The following is a 24,954-nucleotide window of genomic DNA, read 5'->3' as shown; positions in this document are numbered from 1 at the left end:
TGGCTACAAGTTTGGCGTTGTTCGTCAATTTTCAGGGACGAGGGCGGTGGACCCTCCGCCGGCATCCGAAACCGTCATTCGTTTTCTAAGCCAAGGCTTATCTGGCGCAACTACAGCCGTATCCTGATCAGCCCCACGTGCAATAGAAGATAGACCGACAGAAGTGCAAATCTCCTCGCAACAACTCGCATTCTGGAGTCTGCCCATGAGGAGAATTACTGTTCTCATTGCTTCTGCTCTGATCAATGCATCTACAATTCCTGGGCTTGCGGCACCCACGTTAAACAAGGATGTTTTTGTTGCTCGCGGTGTCTCGGCGAGTGTACACAGCAAACCTGATAACGCGGCCGATAGCGAGAAGACTTGTCGCGCCTACGCGGCCTCCTATTATGAGTCCGCGGTGCTGCGGCAAATCGCTGCCGGTCGGGCCGACGGCGCGCTGGTGTTAACTGCAGTCCAGTCTGTGATTAAGGCTTTCAAAGACGTGTTCGGCACGAAATGCGATAGCTGACCCTCAGTTCTCTCGGGAGGGGCCTATCATGGTCGCGATCATCGCCGTGCTCTGCAGTTTGTCTTCTCCGGACAATTGCCACGAGCAGACCGTCACCACCTCGGACTTCGCTGACGTCTCGATGCAGTCCTGCCTGATGGGCGCACCGCAGCTCGCCGACTGGATGAATCAGCATCCGACTGAGCGTCTTGCGGCATGGCGCTGCGTGATCGGTCAAAAGGATGGCCGGGGTACTTAGGATGAAATGTCGACCAGCTCGCAAACTCTGAGCGTAATGTATCATGGCGTCGAGTTTCGGAAGATCGTTTCGTGGGTAGGTCCTTCCGGCTGGTCCGGTTGAACAGTTTCGTCCGCAGGACGCGAGCTCGAAGACCTTGCGGACGGTTGGCAGTGGCGCTTTCAATTGGCGCGCCGCAACCAAAAGGCTCTCGATCGACATCAGCGATATCGCGTTCTATTAGGCCGCTCGCAGGCAACTTCTCATAGCGAATGCGGTCGACCCAATGGCATACGCATTCGGCACGATTTGCCGAGATTTGGATTGTTTCACTCGCACGGACGTTCCTCGTCGGATACCAATTTGCCTCACGGAGGCGGACAGCTTCCCAAGTGCTCGGCGCGCGGCGAATCCCCCTTCGCCGCGGTTCGCCCGCGGCCGGTCCTTCCCTCCCGGGGACCGGCCGCTCCTCCTCAGGGGCCGTCGGGCAACGGCGCTGGATCGGTCAGGCATGGGGCACTTGAATCGACGAGTGTGGGAAGCCCGGTCGTCGAGCGCGAGATTGATGGAGATTCCCCGCAGCGCGCCAGCCGTCTCTCAGCCATTCCGATAACGGTCGGCTATCGACTCCATGGCGAGAGGTGATTTTCCTTTAGACCGTCATAGACTCAAACTTCGAGCTGTCGTCGCCCGCCCTCGTGTAGGGGCCGAAGTCGGCGTTCCCTTGAACGATCGCAAGCCAGGAGGTCCGACATGCAGATCAAAGAGACATCCAACGTTTCCTTCTTCGGCGTGGTCAAGAGCCCTCCGCTGGAGGATGTCGTCGTGCTCGCGAACAGCGCCGGCGTCGCGCTTGGAGTGCAGCGCGCATTCAGCGCAAGGGTGTGGAGCGTCCGCGATGACGGAAGTGATCTCATCGCGTCCAGATGCGTCGAGATTCCGCTCGTCGGGCGGGATGGCGAGATCTCCGGGGTCCTGCGCCGGCCCCTCCCGCGATCCGACACGCGCGGCGTGTTCTCCTCCCACGGGTCGGGGGAGGCGAAGGCGATCGGAGACGTGGCGCAGATCGTGGTCCACGACATCAACAACCTTCTCGCTGTGATCGGCAGCGAGCTGCGGCTGCTCGCGTGCCAGGGCGACGCCACATACCGAACGGCCATCGTCAGCAAGATGCAGCACGCGATCACGCGAGCAGCGTTGCTCAGCCGTCAGCTCCTCGACGCTGTGCGACCATGGCCCGAGTCGATCGGCAGGTTTGTCGCAGGCGGCCGCCTCGTGGCGCTGGTAGGCACGCTGGACCAGGCGTTGCGCCCCGACATCACGATCCGCGCCGATATCGCCCGCGATTTATGGGACTTCGACGCTGACCCGGAGGAACTGTACTTCGCGCTGCTGAACCTCTGCCGAAACTCGGCCGATGCTATGCCAAGTGGCGGTGCGATCAGCGTCGCAGCGCGGAACGTCGAAGCTTCCGCTGGCGCGGCTCGGGGATTCATCGAGATCGTCGTCGCCGACGACGGGGAGGGCATGCCCGACGAGGTTCTCTCGCAGGCGTTCACCCCGTACTTCACGACAAAGGCCGCGGGCACCGGCACCGGTATAGGGCTCCTCCAGGTCCAGCGCTTCGCCGAAGGACGAGGCGGCGCGGTGTGTATAGAGAGCGAGCAGGGTAACGGCACGCTGGTGCGCCTCTTCCTCCCGCGCGCGCGCGCAGCTGGGCTCCCCGGCCGCATCGTCGGCGCGTCGATCGCGTACACGCCGTCACCCAACGGCGGCGTATTCCACGTCGTCAACCCAGCGGCGGCTGCGCCGACTTCGTAGCCGGCGCGAACACCTGAGATTGGTTCAGCGATGCAGCTCATGATCCCGCCCGGCCACCTCGACCGTCCGGTCGACCAGGAGAGGGATCACGTGCTCGGTCCCACCGATGCCGAGATCACGCTCGTCGAGTACGGCAGCTACGCGTGCCCGCACTGCAGGGCTGCCAACGAGCGCATCGCGCAAGCACGCGACCAACTTGGCGACCGCGTCTGCTACGCCTTCCGCCATAGACCGCTCACGGACAACAGCCTTTCGTTTCGGGCCGCCGAGCTCGCCGAGCTTGCCCAGACGCCCGAGGCGTTCTGGTCCGCGCACATCAAGCTGATGACGAGGTCGATGCAGCTCACAGAGCATGACCTCGTCGCGGTGGCCGCCGATCTTGGCGTGAACGCCAACTTCGCGCTCGGCGACAGCGACGCCATGCGGCGCGCGAGAGCGAGGGTGGAGGCGGACGTCGCAAGCTCACGCGCAAGCGGGGTGAGATTCACGCCGACCTTCTACATCAACGGCCGGCGCTACGACGGACCGTGGGACGAGAGCTCTCTCGTCGACGCGATGCTTGGCACGCTCGGCCACCGCGTCCGTACGGCAGCCCTGGATTTCGCGAGCTGGGGGCCGTCCGCTGGCATTTTGCTGGTCCTCGCGACCGTGGCGGCGATGGTCTTGACGAACTCGCCGATCGGGGCGTCGATCGAGGCGCTCTGGCGCCAGAAGCTCGGCGTGAGCTTGGGTGACGCAGCCTTTCAGATGTCCATCCTCCATTGGGTCAACGACGGCCTGCTGACGGTGTTCTTCCTCGTCGTGGGATTGGAAGTGAAGCGCGAGATGACAGTTGGTCACCTCGCAAGCCGCCGCTCCGCAGCGCTTCCGATCGCCGCCGCACTCGGTGGCATGGTCGTGCCGCCGCTTCTGTATGCGCTGGTCATCCCTGCGGGGCCGTGGTCGCACGGGTGGGGCGTTCCGATGGCGACCGACACTGCATTCGCGATTGCCTTGATCGCCGTGATGGGCGCCCGCGTTCCCGTCGAGCTGCGCATCTTCCTCACCGCGGCGGCCATCGTCGACGACATCGGTGCGATCGTCGTCGTCGCTGTGTTCTACTCCGGCGATATTCATCCGGGGTTCCTGGCCGCCGCCGCCTCGGTCGTCGTAGCGCTGGCGCTGCTGAGCCGGTCGAGAGTCTACCTTCTCTCGCCTTACATCCTGTTGGGCATCGCGTTGTGGACATTCGTCTACGCGGGCGGTCTCCACGCGACGCTGGCCGGCGTGGTACTGGCGCTGTTCGTTCCCACGCGCCCGCCCGCCAACCTAGCTGCCCTGATGACGCAGGCCAGCACCATCATCGCCTCCGAGGCCCGGCACGAGGGTGAGGTTCTCAGGCACGGCCCCTCCACCCCGGCGCTGCACGCGCTCGATGCAATCTTCGACAGACTTGAATCGCCGGCCGACCGGCTGCTGCGGCACGCCGGCGCACGATCGAGCTACGCTGTCCTCCCGATCTTCACACTGGCGAATGCGGGGGTGGCGATCAATCCGGGCGTCTTTGTTGGGCATGGCCGGCTCATGGCCGCGATCGTTGCTGGCCTCGTCATAGGAAAGCCGCTCGGCGTCTTTCTCATGGCTGCTGCGGCCGTGCGCGCAGGCATAGCTGTCAAGCCGGCAGAGTACACGTGGCGGCAGTTGGCCGGGGCGGGAGCCCTCGCTGGCATCGGCTTCACGATGTCGCTCTTTATCGCCGGGCAGGCGTTTCCAAGCGCTCCCGACTTTTCGGCCGCCAAGATCGCCGTGTTCGCCGCGTCGATTCTTTCGGCCCTTGTTGGGACTGCCCTGCTCTGGGGAGCTTCGCGTCAGGAGCTTATCGAAGAGGCGACGCAATGCGTCAGCACGCAAGTGTCATAGCCGGCCGGCGTTTACGCAGGATCGTGAACAGGAGGTTTTTCGATGATTCTACCTACCGGTACGACAGTAGCAGTCGCTGACGGCGAGACGGTCCGCCTGTTCCGCAATACGGGTGTGAAACCTGGGGTGCATCTGGTCGAGATCACGGCGGCTCCGCCTGCACCCGCCCGCTCAGGCTCGGGTGCGCGCCATCACGCCGGCTCCGCCAACCCCGATGGCAGGCGGCTTGACGAGGACGACTTCGCGGCAGCTACGGCCGCGTACCTTAACAAGCGCAGCCTGGACGGGACCATAAAACACCTAGTCGTCATCTCCGACCCCAGGACCCTGGGGGAGATGCGCAAGCACTTCCACCGCGACCTGAGAGGCAAGATCATGGGCGAGTTCGCGAAGGACTTCAGCCGGCGGCCGCTCGAGGACATCGCCTCATTGATCGCTGACGCCTGACGCGCCTCTGGAAGCGGCTGCTGGCGCAAGTCAGTCCAGTCACAACCCGCGCGAATAACTCAAAGTTACCGGCCAAGACTACTGCTCTCGACCAATCTGAACCAACCCAACCGTCTAAATGGATCAGCAATGGACAAGATAGTCAAAGCTGCCTCTGGCATTCTAAGCAGCATCAAGAGGAAGCAAGGTTCTGCTGACTGCTCGGTGTCACATTCCAATCTCTCGACTAACCCGCATCTCGCATTAGGAGGAGCCTCCGCATGACCTATTACCTAATCGCCTCACGCGCCGCGATCATCTTCTGGACGAGCCTTGCAATGGTGCCAACCGAGATCCTCTTTGACGCGTTAAAGACTGAATTGAAGCGCCGCGGCGTGGAGCCATAGAGCTCCCTACTTGGTCCTGCGGCACGTGCCAGAGAGAAAGATCGTTGGCGCCTGAAATGACAACGCACATTGCACCGTTCCCCAATCCCGATGGATCTTTGCTTCTTCGCGAGTTGAACCACGATGAACGAAGCACCGTCGTCGCAAAAAGGGGCCCCAACTCGCTGGCGGGCTGAGTTGAGGCCGAAGGATCCGCCAGCCCAAGCTCACCATGCATCTGGCGCCGGGTCGCTGGCGATATGGCAAGCGAACTAGGCCAGTGACCTGATCTGCCAGCACGGATGTCCGCGGCGCGCCATCGATGCGACCCGCGCCCGGATCAACATCGCTCGCGCGGAGTGTGCTTCGGCTTGAACGAACTGGGCGACCAACAATTCGACCCGATCAAGAGCAAAGCGCCCCGTGATGGCGTGTGGGCGACGCCGCCCTTCATGCACAACGGCTCGGTGCCCAACCTGTACGAGATGCTGATGCCGGCTGCAGAACGAACAAAAAAATTCTGGCTCGGCGGCGACTTTGATCCCGTAAAGGTTGGTTTAGCCGCAAGCAGCGGGCCTCCGCCAGATGAGGCGCAACTTCGCTGATGGGCCAAAACCCGACATGTTCTATAGAAATGGTTAGGTCGAGACCAGATGGACGGCGGGATGCATCATGCCGAGCATTCCGACAATGGCGAGGATCGTCAGTCCGAGCGCGATCTCGATAACGCTGTTGCGCGTGAGTTGCCGGAGTGAGTCCGACTGCACTCCGGTGGCGGATGGCAGGGCGAGCCGCGGCATCAGGTAGAATCGGTTAATCGCGGCAACTGCGAGCATGGCGGCGAATATGCCGAGCTTGAGCATCAACACCCGGCCATATTCGGTTGTAAACAGCCCACGAAACGAGCCGACCAGGATCCAGGCGTTGACAATGCCGGTGACGGAAAGCGTGGCCACGCTGACCATGCCCAAGATCGAAAAGCGTTCGGCCGCATCGCCCGCAACCGGTGCCCAGGCGGTCGCCTGATTCCGGGCTGCAGCGAAGAAAAGAACCAGCGACACGAGACCACCGATCCAGGTCGCGGCGGCGATCAAATGCAGTGCATCTGCAGCGAGATGCACGTCGCCCATTGCCCCAAGGGTCGAGCCGGCATGGCCGGTCCAGGCAAGGCTGGCGGCGAGGCCGAGCCCCGCCGCGAGCGCAAGCCACTCCGCGAGTGCCGCGCGATCAAACGCGAGGCAGGCCGCCAGAGCGACTGCCAGGCCAGCGCGGACCTCCATGAGTCGCCCGAACTGGGTTTCGTTCAATACCGTCGACAGGACGTCCGCGCTTACCGCCTCGCCGAATGGCAGCCCGCTCATCGAGACTGCTTGCAGCAATAGCCAGACGAGCCCGGAGATCACCCCGACGGCAAGACAAGCCCACAGCAGGTGCAGCGTTTGTGTCCAGAACGGAATTGCGACGTTTTCTTTCGAGCGCAATGCCGCCTTCGCGATGTTGGTCCGGAAGACCAGGGTTCCGACTATCACCGCAGTCGCGGCGAAGTGGATCGCACGCGCCGCGACCATTGCTACGCCTGTCGCGGACCAGTCCATCGGCAGCGCCGATCTCCTATTGGCCGACCTGGAAGGTAAAGCTGCCATCGGTCGTATGTGTGTCAACCGACAGCACGCGCCAGTTCACGTGATACGTTCCGGTGCCACTCGGCTTCAACGAGACCGACATCTGCTCGCCGCTGACACGAGCCTTGCCAGTATCGACCCGCTGGCCACCCGGCCCGGTGACGGTGACGCTGCTGAAAGCGGGCTCCAGCTTTTGAGTGAACCAGAGCGTCACCTGACGCGGCGGCGTCGCGACCTTGTTGCCGACGCGCGGCTCGGCGTGGTCGAGAAACGCATGTGCTCTGACTTCAGCGGCCGTGACCAGGAGCAGCAGCGAGGCGACGGGAATCAGACGTGAGGGTTGCATGGATTGTTACCTTGCGAAGGGGCTCGCCGGCTGCACCGGCCCGCCAAAGATCGGCTTGCCAATACCGCGCGGATCGATGTCGTCGAGGTAGAGGTGCAATTGAGCAATCACGCCGACGTTGGTCCCGCTTTGTCGGTTGATCGGGATCAGCGCCTCGATGCCCACCTGAAACTTGTTGCCGACCCAGAGCACGCCGGGGTTGATTGTACCCGTCGTTGTCGTGCCCGAGGTGAGCGTGTTCGCCACCGGGGTCTGCAAATTTACTTCGACCAGCGGGATCAGGTGATTGACGAACTCGGACAAGCCCAGATCCACGACCGAGGATTTGAGATAGGGCATGCTGTACTGGATCGTTCCGCCCCAGTTCAGCACGCGCGGGTGGAATTCGGTATCGGCAGTAAGCTCGCCGGTATCGGGGTCGATCCCAAACGTCGTCGTGAAGTTCCTGGCCGGAATCGCGTAGCCGACCTGGCCGGTGACAGCCACCGGGCGCAGCCATGAAAACGTGTCCGGCAGGTCGCCGAAGCCTTTGCCAAACCACAGCATCGGCGTGTAGGTGTTGAACGGATCGGCCCCGACGTTCTGAGAGCCGGTGCCGCCCCATTCGATACTGAGGCCGACCGACATGACGAACTCATGCGCAGGGTCCCTGAACACGCGGTATTTGAACGTGGTCTCCAGGTTCTGAAATCCGTTGGCGCCGGGAATGGTCGGATCTGTTGGACTGAGAAAGGTGTAGGTCGAGCCAAGCGCGATCGCGAAGTCCTCGGTGATCCGTTTGGAAAACTCGCCGGACACATCCCGTTGTCGAACTGGCGGAACGTCGCCGGTCTTGAAACTATCGACCGTGGGAATCGACAGTTCATCGTTCACGCCGGGATCATCGATGCTGAGGGTTGCCGGGAAGAAGCGGTTGCCCACAATCTCGTGGGCCAGGCTTCCGGAAAGGGGAACAAGCGCGATTGCGGCACCCCAAAGGCCCGCTTGCGCACGAAAGATGGACATGAAAGGTCTCCACAAGTGTCGACGTGCAGATGCAGCAGCGCAGGCCGCCATGCTCACGCCAACGCCGGAGGCCCACGCGCTTGAATGTTCGAGGCGATCCGGGCCCATGCGGGCGCTGCCTGTGCCGGCCATTGAACAATCAGGACCTGCTCTGGATGAGCCGCGACGGTGTGCGCTCTTGGCGCATCGACGGCTCCTCCTGCATGCGACACGCACACCGCGCAAAGTCCATCGTGCGCAAAACTTCCGCGGTCCTGGTCGCCCGAACGGTTGCCGGCGCTGCCGTGGCAAATGCTGGCCGTTTGCAGCGGATCGACTATCGCGACGGTGGTAGCCCAGCACGCCGCAATTGGCGCCAGGATCTGCATCACCAGCGCGAGCAGGACGATGGGAAGAAATCGTTCTAGTCCTCGACGCATCGGTCCACCATGCGCCACAGGCTAGCCCAAGGTGGGGCCGTGGTCGAGGCAACTGACAATGCCGGGGCGCAGGGACGAGGGCTTTAGCGATTTAGTTACCGCGTGTTGTGCGCCGGCAACGGCGCCCGCACTCGCTCACCGCGGTTCTCCATTAGGCCAACGGTAGCCCGTTCCTTCCGCCTTGGCGGCGGCGGCACCTCGCCGAGGATGTCCGCCTGAGATGCCTTTTGGAGGATGCACCCACTTGCTTCTGGGGTACAATTTCATGCTGGTCGACCACTATAGGAGGTAAGCCATGAACAGGCTCTACGCTCTCGCTTCGGCTGGGTTCTGCGTAGCTTCGGCAGCCCTCATCACGTCCGCATCGGCATTTCCAAGCGAGGAAGTCCCGAAGAGCGAACCAGAGTACATCGCCAAGGCGAAGACCGCCGCCCCGGCGTCGGTCGTGAACAACGCGACGATCACCATGCCGCAGCCGGATGGATCTTCTAAGACCGTCCAAGCCGGATCGAACGGTTTCACGTGTTTTATCGGCAAGGACGGAACGCCCGAATGCGATGACCAGAACGCCATGGAATGGCGCAAAGCTCTGCAGGCCAATCAAGCCCCGCCGAACAAGATTGGCTTCATCTTCATGCTGGCCGGGGACACTGGCACGAGCAATCATGATTCCACCGAACGGCACACCCACCAGCATTGGGTCCAGACCGGGCCACATGTGATGATCGTCGGCGGCGCAGCACACGAGATGCTCAGTCCCTATCCGCGCGATGTGGATGTCAAAGACGCGACGCAGCCTTTCGTCATGTACCCCGGCAAACCCAACGAGCACCTGATGATCCCGGTGCACTCGCAAGAGATTACGACGGGCAGCACGCGGTGACGCGCGGGAACTCCGCCGTGGCTGATAGCGCCGGGTCGCTGGAAGTATGCTCAGCAGGTAGGATTGGCGGTTGCCGCGTGATCGCTGTCTGGAGCGTCAGCTCGGAGGCTTCATTCGGCGAAGTCGAGTTAGTCGGCTGCACGACGACGCAGGTCGTCGTGTCGGAGTTGGGGCAAAATGCGAAGACCTCAGAGTGGGCAAATCCAGTCCGCTCCGCTCTACAAAGCGGACCCTAGTGACTTGTGCCGCGACTTCGCTGATGGGCCACAAACGGACTCATGCGCCGCAGCAAAAGAAGCACGCGGGCTGCAATGCCTCACGCGATCACCTCGGCTGCGGCAGCGAGAACCGCGCGCAGAATCCCACGACATCAAAGGCGGCATACGTCCTCATGGTGGACCGCCGCAGGTGCATTGAAGAAACTACTGCGATCACCTACTTCGGCTTTGCCGGGACGAATGTCACAAAGCCATCCCGATTCGGCATACGTACCCTCGGCAGCGTCTGGGCATTCATCGTCTCGTTCTCTCCGATGATGCCGTTGAGCTGCAGGATATAGGCGGCCACTGCGTAGAGTTCCTCATTGGTCAGCGTTTTCGATTCGTTGTAGGGCATTGCTCGCCGAACGTAATCGAAAATTGTTGTGGCATAGGGCCAGAAGCTTCCGACCGTCTTTATGGCAGGTTTGTCTCCGACAAGCGACCCGATCCCTCCCACCAGTGCATCGTTCGGTTTGCCCGCTCCCTTATCGCCGTGACAGGCGAGGCATTTCGACGCGTACACGGCCTCACCCTGCTTTGGTGTCCCGCTGCCGGGCGGCAGACCGGCGCCGTCAGGACTTATGCTGATGTCCCACGGGGCGACTTGCTCGGGAGTTATGACCTTGCCGAGGTTCGGGCTGTCGGCCAGCGCCGCAGATGAAAGTAAGCCAAGTGCGCAAGCGGCAGCCAGGGCAGAGTTATGCGTAGACATGCTTCACCTCTCCGTTCTCGGACACGCCCCACGTCGTGACCGCATTGGAGTGGTAGATCGTCCTGCTCCCACGATCAGCGATCATTTTCTCGCGCGTCGGCTGGACGTAGCCTATGTCGTCGGTCGCGCGGCTTTGCAGGACAGCGGGGCCGCCGCTCCAGCGCCACGCCATGCGGAAACGCGTCAACGCCTTCGACAGCACCGGCTCCTGCAGAGCTGCGGGAGCCCAACTCTTGCCGCCATCGGCCGAAATTTCGACCTTGGCGATCTTCCCGTAGCCCGACCAGGCGAGCCCTGTAATCTCGTAGACGCCCGGTTCCTTCATCGTGAGTCCCGGCGACGGACGCGTGATCACCGACTTGCCTTCCTGCGGAAAAACGAATTGGAGCGATTTGCCGTCAGGCATCGTGATCGTGTATTTCGACGTCTCGTCCTTGGTCATTGTTGGGCCTTCGGTCAGCTTGATGCGTCGAAGCCATTTCACGTTCATGTTGCCTTCGAATCCCGGGAGCAGCAGCCGGATGGGATAGCCATTCGCCGGCCGCACGCGCTCGCCGTTCTGGTATAACGCAATCAATGCATCCTGCATGATCTCTGCGAGCGGCAGGCTGCGGCTCATGCCGGCGGCATCGGCACCTTCCGCCAGAATCCACTTCGCTTTCGGGTCTACGCCAGCTTCCTGCAGCAGGGCCGCCAGCTTGACACCCGTCCACTCGGCGCAAGAGACTTGACCCTGCATCTGCTGGACTCCGACTTGCGCGGGCTCCTTCTGATAAAGCAGTTGGCCGTTGCCGCCGCATTCGATGAAGGCGATCCGTGACTCCATTGGATAACGCGTGAGCTCATCGAGCGTGAAGACGAGTGAGCGCTTGACCAGGCCGTGGATGACCAATCTGTGGGCATCGGGGTTGATGTCGGGAATTCCGCTGTGGTGGCGTTCGAAATGCAAGCCGTTCGGCGTGATCATCCCATCGAGCAGATGATGAGGTGTTCGCGACGCGCCGGTGCCGGTGGTGCCCGGGGCCGTCGTGAAGGTTCGCACGACCTTATTTTCGTATTCAGACGGTTGCCCATAGGGGACGAATGGCGCGCCCGGCGTCTTCATCCAAGATTCAACCGGCAACGGACCGCCCGCTGCCGTGTCCGGGAACGTAATGCCTCCGGTTGCTGCCGCCATGGCGGCGCCGCCCAGGAAAACGCGTCGATCAAGCAATCCGTTTCCGGCGACCACGTCGGCGTCAATCGTCACGCCCTTGGATTTGCGATGTCCCATGATGCTCTCCTCCCAGTGGAGCCAAACTTCCACGGACGAAGCGCGATGTTATCCACTCACTGCGGGCCGGTATTTTATATCAAATTGGCGAGCCGTCAGGGAGGGGGAAAAATCCACCGCAGCGGCCGATGGCCAAGACAGGACATTTCTGCAATGGGTCAAAGGCTGCCCTCTGCAGCCAGCCTACCCTTGGTCGGGTCATCTCTCGGAAGCCGACATCGCCGCGCTCTGGGCTGAGGTCAGCCACGAGCCACAAGCAGACAGAGCTCTGAAATGGAGGGCCAGCATCAAACACGAGATGGCCATTGAAGCGACCTCGATAAGCGCAGTTGTTGCCGGTTTAGGCGCCAACGGCGTGCCGCAGGTCGGCTCAGGGCACGGCTTAGTTCACGGGCTTCGACGGCGTACCGTTACTGTCTTGACTGCCTGCCTTATCTCGCTAGGGCATAAGGTTTTTCTGTCCGCGAAAAGGGGCAGTCGAACAGCGAGGCAGCGAGAGATCGTTGCCTCGCATTCGGAATGCGATCGAGGGCAGCGTGACGGCTTCAGTCCACGAGCGCCTGATAGACGAGCGCCTTGAACATCTTGCGGTAGTAGGCGCGTATTGGGCTCGGGGCCTGTGTCATGTAGACACCGACGATCTCTTCCTGGGGATCGACCCAGAAAAAGGTCCCGGCGTAACCTGCCCACATGAACTCGCCCGCCGAGCCGGGCACACCAGCTACGCCGTCGCCCTGACGCACTGCAAAGCCTAGGCCGAACGTATAACCGGGAGTTCCCAGCAGGAGCTCACCCGGCTGGATCGGCGCCGCGACGCGCGTGCCGAGATGGTCTGACGTCATCAGCTTTATGGTCGAGCGGCTCAAGATGCGTACGCCGTCCAGCTCGCCGCCATTCAGGAGCATCTGGCCGAATCGCAAATAGTCCGTGGCGGTCGAAACTGCGCCGGCGCCGCCGGAATCATTCTTCGGTTCTGCCGACACATCGAGGACGCTCGTCTTCATGCCTGACGCCATGTCGACCGGCAGCGGCTGCGCGAGGCGCGAGATCTTCGACGACGGCACCCAGAAGCCCGAATCCACCATTTTGAGCGGCGTAAACAGTCGTTCGTCCAAGAACACGGCAAGCCGCTTACCCGACGCTGCCTCAATCACGCGGCCGAGAATATCGACGGCCATGCTGTACTCCCACATCGTGCCCGGCTGCTGAATGAGGGGTATTTTTGCCATGCGCGCGACTTGATCGGCCGGCGTCATATCCCGAGAGTCGTACTCATGCACGCCCGGCTGGGAGAACTTGGCCTCGACGTAGGCTGACTTCACCGGTTCGTTCTTGGTGATCTCGGCATAGGCGATACCTGCACTATGCCGCAGAAGATCCTGCACGGTGATTGGCTTGGCCGCCGGAACATTCGTATAGGTGGCCTTGCCGTCGGTGCCTGTGCCCGCCACGCTCACTTGCATGTCTTTGAAGGCCGGCAGGAATTTGGAGATGGGATCTGTGAGCTGAATAGCGCCATCTTCGACCAGCATCATAGCAGCTACCGAGACAAGCGGCTTGGTCATTGAATAGATGCGGAAGATCGAATCGAGCTTCATCGGCGCTTCCGAACCCTTGTCTTGGAAGCCGATGGCGTCCGAATAGACGATCTTCCCCTTGCGGGCGACCATGACCACCGCACCCGGCAGCTTGCCGTCGGCAATCTCCTTTTTGAGCATGGTGGTGATGCGCCCAAGGCGCTCCACCGACATGCCGACCTGTTCAGGCGTTGCCGTAGCGAGAGGCTGGAGCTCGCGCGCCGAGACCGGCAGTACCGCTGTTGCAGTGACCAGCATCGAGGCCAGCGCCGTCGTTGCCAGTATTTTCCATCTAAACATGACGCTCCTCCTGGGACCGTTTTTGCGAGGGCCGGGTTCGCCCGGCCCAATGATTTTATCCGACGGCGTCGCCCTTGGAACGCGCTTCCGGATGAAAATGATCAGGCTGGAACAGCCTAGCGTTGGCTTTTTCCTACGACCACCGCACGCGGCCGCCATCATGATGTCCGTAGGGGCAATGTCGGGTCTGGGTCAAAACGGGCTGTGGGGGTCAGTTCTGTCGTACGTCCGCTCTGCTCGGAAGAGCAGCCAAGCGGGAGTTGCTGCGATGGGCGGCTTCGGGCCAACAACGGACGTGGGCCAATTGCGTGAGGACTAAGCGACATAGAGCACGCGTTGAGGCCGCCCGACGGGATGGCCTCGGTGATTGCGAGCAAGCGGCGGGTTTCACTTCGCTGCGTCGGCACCCGCCTTTGCAACTTGGCCATCCTGAACTGACGTCCCGCCAGAGACGCCGATCGCCCCGACAATCTTGCCATCCACATTAATGGGAATGCCGCCTTCTAGCGGGGATGCCCCACGGAGTGCCAAGGAACGCAAACCGATGCCGCCCTGAGCCACGAGATCCTCGAACACCTTGCTGGGGCGCCTGTAGTTAATCGCGCTCTGTGCCTTGTCCTCGGCAGCCATGAGAGAGCCGTATTGGGTATTGTCGAGCTTGTGCAACATCACCATGTGGCCCGTGCTGTCGAGGACGACGATGGCCATTGCCCAGTTGTTCTTTACGGCCTCCGCTTCCGCGGCAGCCATCACTTTCTTGGCCGCCTCAAGCCCAAGTGGCGCTCCATAAGGCGTTATCGGAGGTGGGGATGGCGCCTGTTGAGCGCTGGCTGTTGCCGTGAATATCACGGCAGCCAGGATGGAGGCCACTAGCGTCTTGCCCTGCGTCCTCATGTTGTTGTCCTCCCGATATCTGGTGGTTGACTAAATAGTTAGCCCCCTGCGCTTGGACCACTTGCGATTGCAGGATTGCGCCAATCCGTACGAGAGTCCATTGGCTGAATAGTGGCGCCGGAGCAAAAGGCAGAGCGGCCCCTCTTCAGACGGGCCACCTTCGATCGGCTGCGTGTCAAGGACCGCTATGCGTCAGGAGCGTTGCCCTCTGCGATAGAGGGCCGCTCGTCGGCTTCCGCTATTCCCCGTTCACGACCGAGATCACGCGGCGCTGCAATAAGCAGCGAAGGCCCATAACCGGACTCATGCACCGTTGGTGCGGCGTCGTGCGCCGGTTGCATGAAGGTACTGGCCAAGCTGCTGCCGATATGCGGCACGGGCGGCTTCACGTCGAATTGCCGCGCGTGTTCCAATCCGCCACGCCAAACAGCTCGGCGACCATTTCGAGGCTCTGTCAAATCGAGGTCTTGAGACCTTTTTCGGTAAGAGAAGCGCGTAGTGTTTGCGCCATAGTCTTGGCATCGCGAAGGTCGCGCATAGCTGAATCCTCTGCTTGAAGAAGGATGGGATGCCAGTGCTTGTACTTGTAGTGGAAGTCAAATTGCGGAATTGTTTCAGCAGCTTGCAGCCCTGAAATTTGCGGTGTCGGTCTTTTGTCGAGAACCATGTCTCTTCTCCTGTGCATCGTGGGCTGACGTCGCGCCTTAGCTCTCCCAGAGTCTCTGATGCATTTCGAGTTCGACCCAGTCTCGGACCCCGCAGCTAGTCCAAACGCATCATCGGGCATCGTCTTGGGCTGCTTCCCGCAACGCCGCATTTAGCTGATCGATGACGGTAAGATCCGTCGGGACAACGAAAAGCTGCCGCCAGGATCGTTAGCAGCGACTGACCGGGGGATTGCATCTCTTCGTACCACCTCTTCTTTGAACGCCGCCGATATTACCAGGTCGTTTTCGATGACACCCTGATCGGCAGCCCATCGCGCAATGGTTGCTTCCGAGCGTGCGCATCATTCAGATGCACTACTCCGATTGCGCAATTGACAATCCATCACGATGCGACAAGCGTTGCGGGCGCCGATCGACGCCGGTGGCGGAAAGCTCCTTTCTGCGCACTGGGAAAGCGGGGCTCCGGTTGTGGCATCTCGCATCGTTCATGTGAATCGAGAAGGAGACGTCGCCGACTTTACATGCTGCGACGGACATTCACTTTCGTTCAGACGACGTAGTTAGTTAGGACCCTTAGAGAACGGGGGCCTCGATGGCTACGCTTCTCGGCATCACATCTGCTCAACTGCATCACCAGGGCTTCCACCTAATTGCATAGTTGCCCTTAAGCGATGGGGCGGTGATCGCAGCTCGCAGGTGTCAACATTACAGCAAAGAGTAGAGTGCGATGATAATCAATCTTGATTACGACAGTAGCGTCAACGCCGCACCAGCGCAGTTCAAAATCGCTCTGGATGCTGCTGTAAGTTACCTCGACAGTCTCATCACAAGTTCGATCGCAGTCACATTTCAGATCGGTTGGGGCGAAAATGAGGGAGTGGCGCTTGGCTCCATCATTGCAAACGGAGCTCCGCGCGGAGGGATGGGATATTCGTATAATGACCTTGTGAATGCGCTGAGATCGCACGCGACAACGTCGGTTGACAATTTAGCCTACAGCTACCTTCCAACTATCGACCCGACCAATGGCGGGCAATTTTATGTTGGAGGAGCGCAGGAAAAGGCGCTCGGATTATTAGCGGCAAACAGCACCGAAATAGACGGAACAATAGGTTTTGGTGCCACGCAGAACTGGGATTTTGATCCAACCAATGGCATCGGTTCAGGCCAGATTGATTTCAATGGGGTAGCGCTTCACGAACTTACGCATGCGCTTGGTCGTATCGCCGGGCTTCAATATGCTCCAGGTTGGTACGAGTCGTTGGATCTTTTTCGGTACCAAGCTGCGGGCCAACTCCAACTCGTCGACCATCAACCGGCATACTTTTCGATCGATGGCGGCCTTACCGATCTGAAGAACTTCGATACTGCGCAAGATTCGGCTGACTGGTCGGATGACGGCATTCCGGATTCCTTTGGATACGGTTATTCGGGCGAAGTATTGCCGATAAGCGACACTGATCTGAAGGTACTGGATGTCTTGGGCTACACCCTCAGTCTCGGACTCAATAATCCACCAGTGGCACATTCTGATACAAATGGCGTCGCCAAAGGTGCAACGATTTCTATCTCAGCGGCAAAGGGAGTACTGGCCAACGATACCGACCCCGATTCAAACGATCACTTGGCCGTGTTAGCGGTCTCCGGCAAGGCGTCTGCCGTGGGCCATGCGATCAAAGGCGAATACGGCTCACTTGCCCTCAACATTGACGGTAGTTACACCTATGTAGCGGACCATCATGCCCATGATCATCATTCCCAGGACGATCATTATCACGGCTTTGAGCAACAGCAGGGCATAGCGCAAGATGTGTTCACTTATACGGTCTCAGATGGGCAAGGTGGTACGTCAAGTGCTACGCTTACCATCGTGGTCTTTGATCGAGGCACGACGTACCTCTCCGGCACCAACACGACGCTGACAGCAGGGAAAGGCCATTACGTTCTAGATGGTTCAGCCGGTGGTGACACGCTCATCGCAGGGAAGAGCGGCAGCGTTCTAATTGGCGGCCCTGACGATACGCTCATTGCGGGAAAGGGGGAAGACACCTTCTTGTTTCGCCCGGATTTCGGGACCGACACGATCAAGAATTTCAATACCCATCAGGACACGTTGCAGTTCGATGACGGCATATTCCACGGGCTGCGGGACATTCTGGCTCACACTGCTGACAGCCCTAGTGGAGCTGTTATAACGGATGGGCATGGCGACAGTGTCACGCTCTTTGGTGTCACGTCGGCACAATTACATCACGATGACTTCCATCTAGTCGCCTAATGTCGTCGCAAACACGGCCGCCGTAGCTTGCTTCCCGTAGTACTCCTGAATCATCTGCACTGAAGTGCCCATATTGCGGGCCACCTCAAACACACCAACGCCATTCCGCAGCGCATTCACTGCATAGAAGTGGCGCAAACTATACACTGAGTACTTCTCGCCAGTGCTCCGCTCGATACCTGCTTCCCTGAACGCAGCATTGAGCTGGTCAATGAGCGTAGTGATCTTTGACCCGTCCTGCTTAGCGAACAGACGCCCTGCCGGATCTTCGGCCCGTTGCTTTGTCAACGGTTTGGCTTGCAAGATCATACTTTCACAAGCCATCCATGCACGAAACTACTTCCCCAGGCGACCTTGGGAATGTGCTAAGAAAGCCGCTATCGTGCAGCTAGTGCTAATTGAAGAAAAATCGATCGCACTGATGGCGTGCCATTGTTCATCGAGGAGCTGACCAAGTCTGTCGTCGAAAGCGGATGCATGACCGGAGCGAGAGCGCATCTCGCGATCCCGGGCACGCTCCATGCCTCGCCCGCGAAAGGTCTAGTCTCCTTGGTTGCCCATCATCCCTTGCCCTTTGCGTTGACGGTAATCGCTGCTCAAAACCGTCGCGAAACTCGGTTGATTTAGCACAAGACCATGCGGCTAGGAGCACTCATCCTTACGCTCGTGTGCAAGCTGGGAAATGATGCCGCGTCTCCAATGTCCGCTTTGAATCGACGATAACGCTTCATTCCGGAGGGACGCGGAGCGAGTTTGCGCCAGAGGGCTTCGCCACAGCCCATAAACTTCTCAACAACCGCGTCTGAGTTACATTTCGCCTCACGGACGCAACGCCGCTTCGCCGACGGCACCCACCGCGCAATTCCGCAAAGACGCTCCGCTAATTTTTGGATTCCGGATCGTTCAGAATTCGCGCTCCACTGGGGTTTCTGTTTGCTTCTACTTTGCCTAGGCGCGCGCGGGTTCTTCGACAACCGGCTCAGGCGTGAAGGGTTAATCTTCGCATTTACTAAAGTAGCGATGCGTTCTCGAGGGCCATCTGAAGTCCCGCGAAACATCCGCAATGGCATCCCGGGCGCGCTTCGATCCGGACACCGCGTCGGAGGTGGCCTGCGGTGGCTTGGCGGGCTGAGTTGTCGGCGCCGGCGTCTGTGCCGCGGCCTTCGGCGGTGCTTCATCGCCTTCATTAACTTCAGTTCGACGCCGTTCACCTTTCCACTGACGCCGCTACTTCTTCGTCGGCTTAGCAGTTGTGAGTTTTGGTCACCGAAAGCAGGTGCTTTGCTACAATCTGAGCGGCCTGACTGCGGTCGTGGGCGCTCCGCCGATCCGCACGGTACGGTCGATACGCTGGTCGTAATCGCGCCTTCGGGCTACAGCGTGCAGACTCACGAGCCCAGGCTGGTCTTGTAGGTCAATCGTTTCCAAAGCAGGTCCAGGTGCCGTCATCCTGATACGCCGCGTGCTCCCTACAGATCGCCTGCAGTCAGCGTGAGCGTCTCCTTATTCCCTCCGGAATGCCGCCATTCACCTATAAACTTGGAAGCGCAGCTCGCTGGCGGAGCGGCAAACTCGGGTGACAGGGAAACAGTGTGAGCTGTCATCAGAAAAATTGCACCCGGGTGGCCCATCAATGGGGGGAGCGCCGACCGCGATGCTCGCTTCGAGGAGCTCTGCGCGGAGCTGCGCAAGTATCATGGGAACAGGCAGTTTATAGATCTGCCTTGATCGGTCGCCAGCTAAAGCACCACACCGCGAACTTGGGCGATGCCACGATCGGTGATTCCCAAGCTGCGAGCTGCGCCAAGTGAGAGGTCGATGACACGACTGGGGACCCATGGTCCGCGATCGGTGATGCGGACGACCACCGATTTGCTGCTCTTAAGGTCCGTGACGCGAACGAGCGTGCCGAATGGCAGGTTGCGATGAGCAGCAGTAAACGAATTCCTATCGAACGTGGCGCCGCTCGCTGTTTTCCGTTTCGAATAAGAGTAGTAGGAAGCTTTCCCGGAAAACACTCGATTGAGAGATTGAGGAGCTGAAGGATCTCCCGATTTGCGCGTCGGCTCCTGTTCGATACGAGGTTGTTTCTGTGGACTCTGGTTGGTCTGCTCCGGCGGCTCAGGAGCGGGCTCGGCATGTGCCTTTGGAATGATAGACCACCTTTCATTGAAGTCTTGTGCAGCGGCAGAGTTTGCATAAGTGCACATCCACGCTGGTACGGCTGCAATCGCGGCTATTCTGCAAAGAGTACGCATCGTCGACCTCAAAAGTAGAGCATGGAAACAATGCGATCCTTTGAGGCGCGTTCCTGCACATTGGCGCTTAATTCGGAAAAGCGGTGACTTCATACCGATGCTGGCCGATCTTGGGGGCAAAAGCCCAAAGGTGCAACGCGGGGAGTAGAGTCGTTGCATTGCATTGCCGGGCATCGTGCAGCGCAGAAACGGAAGGCGTGGGTATCATGCACAGCCGAATGAGAATGGGGACGGCTGCGGGTTTTCTCATCCGATAGGTTCAACAGGACCGGACTATCGCAAGTAATTATTCGCTCACTACTCCAGAGTCATAATTCATCCCACGGACGCAACGCCGCTTCGCCGACGGCACCCACCGCGCAATTCCGCGCACTTCCTCTCACCCCGTCGGCGAGCAATGTCATCAACGTCATACGACCGTAAAGTCAGTGATGAGCTGGCGGCGTCGGGGGCGCTGTACGAGGGCTATGATCCACGTATGGCCGCAGTTCACGAAAAGAATGCGCTGCGGCTCCGGGAGATCATGGCCCAGATCGGATGGCCGACGGAGCGCCTCGTCGGCGAACGAGCCGCGGAGGCAGCCTGGCTGATCGCTCAGCATGCCATCGCGCTCCCGCAATTCCAGCGCTCGTGCCTTGAGTTCCTTGCTATGGCCGCGCGCGAGCACCTGGTCCCGGCCTGGCAGCCGGCCATGCTAGACGACAGGATCCGTGTATTCGAAGGTAGGCCGCAGCTCTACGGCACACAGCTCGAGCCCGATGAGCACGGCAACATGCGGCCACACGCGATCAAGGATGCAGAGGGAGTGGACGAACGACGCCGCGCGGTTGGTCTCGAACCTCTCGCCCAAGTACTTGCGCGCGCAAAACCGCAGCCAGTGCCGGCCGACCGTGAACGGTTCGAGCACGACTATGAGGAGTGGCTCATTGCGGTCGGTTGGCGCGCACGTCCGGAATCGTCGAGTAAGCAACCAGCATGAGGGGCCACCCCGCAGAGGGCGGTCACGGCCCTCAATCGCTACGGTGAGGTAGAAGAAGTAGCTGCGCTCGTGGCATTCGTAGCCAGCGACGACTCGTCATACATCACTGGAGCAAATTTGACGGTCGATGGCGGGACCAATGCCTGATTGATTGGCAAACATGACGCCTGAGGTGGCGCTTGACGGCGCAAACCGTCAAGGTCGCCTTTGGTCAAAAGTGTCGCTTGGTCGGTTGATCCCATCCAAACTAAGTCTCAAACGGTCCAAGAGCCGACCTACATTCAGGAGTTTACCGGCTCCAAAATGGCCCGCCTCACTAATTGAGGAGGCCATCATGGCTGACGTCTCTAGCGCCAAGTTCGAGGCTATGTCCTGCGATTGGCTGAATCTTGGCCTCCGGGCTCTGCGCGTCACCGGCTCCAACGGTCCGATCTCAGGCGCCAACACTAGTTCAACACTCTCACCAGATCGTCAGCCTCGCGCAGATCGCGGGAAGTTTCCGCGGATGCGAATTTCGTCCGGGTCGATATTAGCAGGTCTCGTGCCTCGGTGCGTCCGGATGCGCTCTCGCCTGCGCTGACCAGGCGCGCGATGCTGATCGCCGTGCGCAATTCCCAACCGACCGCCCCGAGCTTCCTGGCAGAGGCAAGCGAGCGCTTGAACAAGCGCATGGCGGCCCGGTCGTCCCGCGATGGATCGCGACAGAGCAGCGAGCCGTGGATCCGGTAAATCTCGGGAGCAGCCCAGCGCTCGCCGGTTTGCTTCACCAGGGCCTCAGCCGAGGCAGCGAAGTTTCGAGCCCTGCCCATCTGCCCGATCCGTCCGAATTCCGTGGCAAGCAGAATTCGATAGAGCGGCATCTGGATGCACCGGTTCTCGGCGGGCAGCTTATCAAGCAGGCCGCATAGCTGCTCGAGCACGTCCGGCGCGGGGCCTCGTGCCGCCAACGCTGCGGTTGCCCACAATGGACCGATGACCCGGTACATCGGATAGCCATACTCGTCAGCGACCTTCAGACCACGCTTCACGCTGGCAAGGTTCTCCGCAAGGTCACCCTCGTACCAGTGATCGGCGACGCCGAGAATGGAGGCAAAAGCGACCATGAACGGATGTCCGATCTCGTTCGCAAGCTGCCGCGCCGTCACGCAGCACTCTCTGGCCCGGCCGGGCCGGCCCAACAGCCATTCAATGTGTCCGGAATAGACGAGCGATACAATTAATGGATCATGCTGATAGATCTGGACCAGCTTGCCGTGCTCGCGCGGATTGTAGCGAGCGCTGACCAGAGCTGCGAGCTCACTCGCCTGCTGCAAACGACCGAGGAAGAAATTGGCGATCACGGCGGCGGTGTAGGCCATGAGGGCGGCCTCTTCGTTGCGCCACTCTTCTGCCCGCCGGACGAAATTTTCCGCGTGTTCGAGGCCCTTGGTGAGCTCGCAGTTGACCAGCTTGGCTATGGTACTTCCCCACAGCACCGTCGCCTTCTCGCGAATGGTGCCATGGCTCGCGCAAAGCTCGAGTGCACGACTGTAGGGGCCATAGACGTTCGGGTCGGACCATCCGGCGTTGGCCGTGTACGCCATCGCCAGATTGGATTGCAGTCCGATTTCAGCCTCGAAGCGGCGTGGCGACGCCGGCATCTTGGATATCAGCGAGAGGCCTTCGCGAAGGTGAGCCACGGCTTCCTTGGTGGCAGATCTGCGCAGCGCGGATTTGCCAGCCTGGAGCCAGGCCTCGATCGCCTCCGGAATGCTGCCTGCGCGCGCATAATGATAGCCTAATACCGCCGGCTGGCCGCTTTCTTCGATGGAGGCTTCCTGGAGCAGCCACGATGCCACGCGCGCATGGAGTTCACGCCTTTCCTCCATGAGCAACGAGGAGTAGGCGACTTCCTGTATCATCGCATGTTTGAACGTGAAGACCTCGCCTTGAGGTTCCTTGCTGCGATACACGATCCCCGCTCTCTCGAGAGCTCGCAACGCCTGTGGCAGCGTTTGGCTCTTATCCGGAAACACGTTGAAAATGCCTTCATAATCGAAACGCCTTCCGAAAACGGAGGCGATCTGGGCGACGCGCTTGGCAGGACCGAGACGATCAAGGCGCTCCATCAGGGAATCGTGAATACTTGACGGCACCAGGGGTTCCGGCAACTTCGGCACAGGGCTTTCGGCGGCCGGCGGGACCGCACCGGCATCGACGACGGCCCGCGTGAACTCCTCGACAAAGAGTGGCACGCCGTCGGTCCTTTCCACGATCTGGCTGGTAATCTGGCGCGGCACGAAATCGCTGCCCGCGACGGCTGCGACCATCTGCTCGCATTCATGCGCTGCCAGCTTCCGGAGGGGGACCCGTCTAATTGCCGTGCTTGACAACCAGTCGGCCTTGTAATCATCGCGATGCGTGATCAGGACCATGATCCGCTCGCCAGGACAGCGAGCCATCACGCGTACCAGCAGTTCGATGGTGGTCGGGTCCATCCACTGGACGTCCTCGACGATCCCGAGGATCGGCTGCTTGCGCGAGGCGGCGACAAGAGCGTCGACGAACACCTGAAACGCACGCTCGCGCTCCAGGGGAGATCCGAAATCCGCGGGCTCGTATCCCGCGCATGCGGGGATCGATAGCACCGCCCCGTAGTAACGAAGCGCGTGCTTGAGATCGGTGACGGTGCTCGCCAACAGCGATTGCAGTTTTGCCAGCGCGAGTTCCGCGTTGTCGGTCTCGTGGATGCCGGTCGCGCGCATGAGGCGCTCGATTTCCGGGGCAAGCGGCGTGTTGATGTGGAACGGTGAACATTGCAGCGATAGAACATCACGCGGAGACGCACCGAGCGAACTGCGGAACTGGCGGATCAAACGTGACTTGCCGATGCCGGGCTCGCCGGAAATGACGCCAACTTGCCCCGAGCCGGCGAGAGTCTGCTGCCACATCTCGGCAAGCAACGCACTTTCGCTGGTTCGGTTTATCATCGGGGCAAGAGGCGACCTCCGCGCGCGGTCGAACCTGCTTTCGTTTGACCCAAGCGCCTCTGCACGCCAAGCCTCGACCGGCTCCTCCACGCCCTTGAGAGCTTGTCGGCCAAGCGGCGCATAGCTGAAGGTTCTGCGGGTCAGATCGTAAGTGCTCGAGCCGACTACGATACCGTTCTCACTCGCGAGTCCTTGGAGGCGGGCAGCGACATGCGCCGTACTGCCGAACACTTCCCGTCGATCGGGAGGCTCGCCGGGCACGCTGCCGACGACGACGACCCCGGTGTTGACCCCGATGCGCACGCCCAGGCGAACGAAGCTGCCGTCCGACAGCAAGAACTTGTGTTCCTTGATCGCCGCGGCAATCGCCAGAGAGGCGCGGACCGCGCGCTCAGGATCATTTTCATGGGCTTGCGGGACGCCAAAGAATGCGAGCAACCCGTCACCAATCATTCTGGCGATATGACCGCCGTAGCGGCGAATCTGCTCGTCGCAGATATCGCGGTAAGTTCTGATAATCGCGAAGAACTCCTCGGGATCGATCCGCTCGCTCAGGGGTGTCGAACCGACGATATCGATAAATGTCACGGTGAGCTGGCGGCGTTCGGCATGCGGAGCCTCATTCTCGACGTTCGGCGGCCCCTGTGTCCGCTGAAGTCCGCCCAAACGATCGGGCTTCGGCTCGCTGCTCATGACCCACCAAGTTCACTTTCCGCCGTACCTGCCGCGAGGCAAGATAGACGGCGAGCCGCATCCAGTTGACGCTGCCGAGCGGCCCGTGCCCAGGCAGACAGTTCCACGGATTGAATACCATGTGCTCGCAGTCGTACAGCGCATTCTGCGTCAAACTTTTGAAATGGCAGTGCTTCCTGGGCGCACTTTAGGACGGGTCCATAGCCGCGAAGCGTCCCCGACGTCATCCGACGTGACGGCGTGCCGTACCCTTTTGGAGAGATCGAACATGACGTCATCGCCGCCTTGTTGTGTGCGCGGGTGCGGATCCCCCACAAGCGATTCCTGAAGAAAGCTTTTCGATGGACCCAAAACGCGGACGTCCACCATCTGATGTCCTCATTCGACCACCGGGACGGTGGAGCTGCTTGATGATCTCTCGGAGGCTGGCGGCGTATTCCTCGATGATCCGCCACGCGTCCTCCTGCCGGGATGGCTTTGGCTCTTTCACGTCGCTCAGTTTCTCGGACTCGGCCATGTCAGGATGGTCGGCCCGGGCGATTGTCCGCCCGTTGAGCC

22 protein-coding genes and 1 pseudogene are annotated in these 24,954 nt (G+C 60.5%); 11 read left to right on the top strand and 12 right to left on the bottom strand.

Annotated elements, in window-relative coordinates; translation table 11 throughout:
• The first annotated feature begins 205 nt into the window (after window positions 1–205).
• The 7 genes from AAFG16_RS35845 to AAFG16_RS35815 all read left to right on the top strand — a co-directional run bounded on the left by AAFG16_RS35845 (window position 206) and on the right by AAFG16_RS35815 (window position 5,865).
• Window positions 206–511 (top strand): hypothetical protein, encoded by a 306-nt coding sequence (locus tag AAFG16_RS35845; RefSeq protein ID WP_342732911.1) that lies wholly within the window; start codon window positions 206–208, stop codon window positions 509–511.
• Between the two features lie 28 nt (window positions 512–539).
• A complete protein-coding gene (locus tag AAFG16_RS35840; RefSeq protein ID WP_342732909.1) occupies window positions 540–749 on the top strand; it encodes a hypothetical protein in 210 nt (69 codons plus the stop codon).
• 732 nt (window positions 750–1,481) lie between these two features.
• Window positions 1,482–2,549, top strand: a complete 1,068-nt coding sequence (locus tag AAFG16_RS35835; protein ID WP_342732907.1) for an ATP-binding protein — start codon at window positions 1,482–1,484, stop codon at window positions 2,547–2,549.
• A gap of 30 nt (window positions 2,550–2,579) precedes the next feature.
• Entirely contained in the window at window positions 2,580–4,448 is a 1,869-nt protein-coding gene (nhaA, locus tag AAFG16_RS35830; RefSeq protein ID WP_342732905.1) for a Na+/H+ antiporter NhaA, read from the top strand.
• Window positions 4,449–4,490: 42 nt separating this feature from the next.
• The gene (locus AAFG16_RS35825; RefSeq protein WP_342732903.1) at window positions 4,491–4,895 is read left to right on the top strand and encodes a host attachment family protein; all 405 of its coding nucleotides are present in this window, start codon (window positions 4,491–4,493) and stop codon (window positions 4,893–4,895) included.
• A 260-nt stretch (window positions 4,896–5,155) separates the two neighbouring features.
• Window positions 5,156–5,281 (top strand): hypothetical protein, encoded by a 126-nt coding sequence (locus AAFG16_RS35820; protein WP_283081133.1) that lies wholly within the window; start codon window positions 5,156–5,158, stop codon window positions 5,279–5,281.
• 350 nt (window positions 5,282–5,631) lie between these two features.
• A complete protein-coding gene (locus AAFG16_RS35815) occupies window positions 5,632–5,865 on the top strand; it encodes a hypothetical protein (RefSeq protein ID WP_342732901.1) in 234 nt (77 codons plus the stop codon).
• Window positions 5,866–5,898: 33 nt separating this feature from the next.
• Here AAFG16_RS35815 and copD read toward each other — a convergent pair whose 3' ends face one another.
• The 4 genes from copD to AAFG16_RS35795 are packed head-to-tail and all read right to left on the bottom strand — an operon-like array spanning window position 5,899 to window position 8,601.
• Window positions 5,899–6,855 carry a copper homeostasis membrane protein CopD gene (gene copD, locus AAFG16_RS35810; protein WP_283081131.1) on the bottom strand — a complete coding sequence of 319 codons (957 nt, stop codon included), beginning with the start codon at window positions 6,853–6,855 and terminating at the stop codon, window positions 5,899–5,901.
• Window positions 6,856–6,871: 16 nt separating this feature from the next.
• Window positions 6,872–7,228, bottom strand: coding sequence for a copper resistance CopC family protein (locus AAFG16_RS35805; protein ID WP_283081130.1), 357 nt, complete (start codon window positions 7,226–7,228; stop codon window positions 6,872–6,874).
• Between the two features lie 6 nt (window positions 7,229–7,234).
• On the bottom strand, window positions 7,235–8,233 hold the full coding sequence (locus AAFG16_RS35800) for a hypothetical protein (RefSeq protein WP_283081129.1): 999 nt from the start codon (window positions 8,231–8,233) through the stop codon (window positions 7,235–7,237).
• Window positions 8,234–8,286: 53 nt separating this feature from the next.
• On the bottom strand, window positions 8,287–8,601 hold the full coding sequence (locus AAFG16_RS35795; protein ID WP_283081128.1) for a DUF2946 domain-containing protein: 315 nt from the start codon (window positions 8,599–8,601) through the stop codon (window positions 8,287–8,289).
• A 346-nt stretch (window positions 8,602–8,947) separates the two neighbouring features.
• Here AAFG16_RS35795 and AAFG16_RS35790 point away from each other — a divergent pair, with 346 nt between their 5' ends.
• A complete protein-coding gene (locus AAFG16_RS35790) occupies window positions 8,948–9,535 on the top strand; it encodes a hypothetical protein (RefSeq protein ID WP_092214326.1) in 588 nt (195 codons plus the stop codon).
• A gap of 435 nt (window positions 9,536–9,970) precedes the next feature.
• On the opposite strand, the gene AAFG16_RS35785 is transcribed toward AAFG16_RS35790, so the two are convergent.
• From AAFG16_RS35785 to AAFG16_RS35765, 5 genes are all read right to left on the bottom strand, one after another.
• On the bottom strand, window positions 9,971–10,507 hold the full coding sequence (locus AAFG16_RS35785; RefSeq protein ID WP_283081127.1) for a cytochrome c: 537 nt from the start codon (window positions 10,505–10,507) through the stop codon (window positions 9,971–9,973).
• The gene (soxC, locus tag AAFG16_RS35780; RefSeq protein ID WP_342732894.1) at window positions 10,494–11,780 is read right to left on the bottom strand and encodes a sulfite dehydrogenase; all 1,287 of its coding nucleotides are present in this window, start codon (window positions 11,778–11,780) and stop codon (window positions 10,494–10,496) included. The genes AAFG16_RS35785 and soxC overlap by 14 nt, the downstream gene beginning before the upstream one ends.
• Before the next feature lie 545 nt (window positions 11,781–12,325).
• Window positions 12,326–13,657: a serine hydrolase domain-containing protein gene (locus tag AAFG16_RS35775; protein WP_342732892.1), complete on the bottom strand. Its 1,332-nt coding sequence runs from the start codon at window positions 13,655–13,657 to the stop codon at window positions 12,326–12,328.
• A gap of 387 nt (window positions 13,658–14,044) precedes the next feature.
• Window positions 14,045–14,551, bottom strand: coding sequence for a heme-binding protein (locus AAFG16_RS35770; RefSeq protein ID WP_283081124.1), 507 nt, complete (start codon window positions 14,549–14,551; stop codon window positions 14,045–14,047).
• Between the two features lie 454 nt (window positions 14,552–15,005).
• A complete protein-coding gene (locus tag AAFG16_RS35765; RefSeq protein ID WP_283081123.1) occupies window positions 15,006–15,218 on the bottom strand; it encodes a hypothetical protein in 213 nt (70 codons plus the stop codon).
• 728 nt (window positions 15,219–15,946) lie between these two features.
• Here AAFG16_RS35765 and AAFG16_RS35760 point away from each other — a divergent pair.
• Window positions 15,947–17,497, top strand: coding sequence for an NF038122 family metalloprotease (locus AAFG16_RS35760; protein WP_342732887.1), 1,551 nt, complete (start codon window positions 15,947–15,949; stop codon window positions 17,495–17,497).
• Here the strand turns inward: AAFG16_RS35760 and AAFG16_RS35755 are convergent.
• On the bottom strand, window positions 17,486–17,806 hold the full coding sequence (locus AAFG16_RS35755; RefSeq protein ID WP_342732885.1) for a site-specific integrase: 321 nt from the start codon (window positions 17,804–17,806) through the stop codon (window positions 17,486–17,488). The genes AAFG16_RS35760 and AAFG16_RS35755 overlap by 12 nt on opposite strands.
• A gap of 1,430 nt (window positions 17,807–19,236) precedes the next feature.
• Window positions 19,237–19,755, bottom strand: a complete 519-nt coding sequence (locus AAFG16_RS35750; RefSeq protein WP_342732883.1) for a septal ring lytic transglycosylase RlpA family protein — start codon at window positions 19,753–19,755, stop codon at window positions 19,237–19,239.
• 397 nt (window positions 19,756–20,152) lie between these two features.
• On the opposite strand from AAFG16_RS35750, the gene AAFG16_RS35745 reads away from it, so the two are divergent.
• Window positions 20,153–20,734 (top strand): DUF6624 domain-containing protein, encoded by a 582-nt coding sequence (locus AAFG16_RS35745; protein WP_342732881.1) that lies wholly within the window; start codon window positions 20,153–20,155, stop codon window positions 20,732–20,734.
• A gap of 12 nt (window positions 20,735–20,746) precedes the next feature.
• Window positions 20,747–20,881, top strand: a pseudogene (locus tag AAFG16_RS35740) (SDR family oxidoreductase); the annotation flags it as partial.
• Window positions 20,882–21,180: 299 nt separating this feature from the next.
• Here AAFG16_RS35740 and AAFG16_RS35735 read toward each other — a convergent pair.
• Window positions 21,181–24,396, bottom strand: a complete 3,216-nt coding sequence (locus tag AAFG16_RS35735; RefSeq protein ID WP_342732879.1) for an adenylate/guanylate cyclase domain-containing protein — start codon at window positions 24,394–24,396, stop codon at window positions 21,181–21,183.
• Between the last annotated feature and the right edge of the window lie 558 nt (window positions 24,397–24,954).

It is taken from the genome of Bradyrhizobium sp. B117 (assembly GCF_038969555.1).
In the GTDB taxonomy this organism is placed as follows: Bacteria; Pseudomonadota; Alphaproteobacteria; order Rhizobiales; family Xanthobacteraceae; genus Bradyrhizobium.
This window is presented reverse-complemented; position numbering and strand designations above follow the sequence as displayed.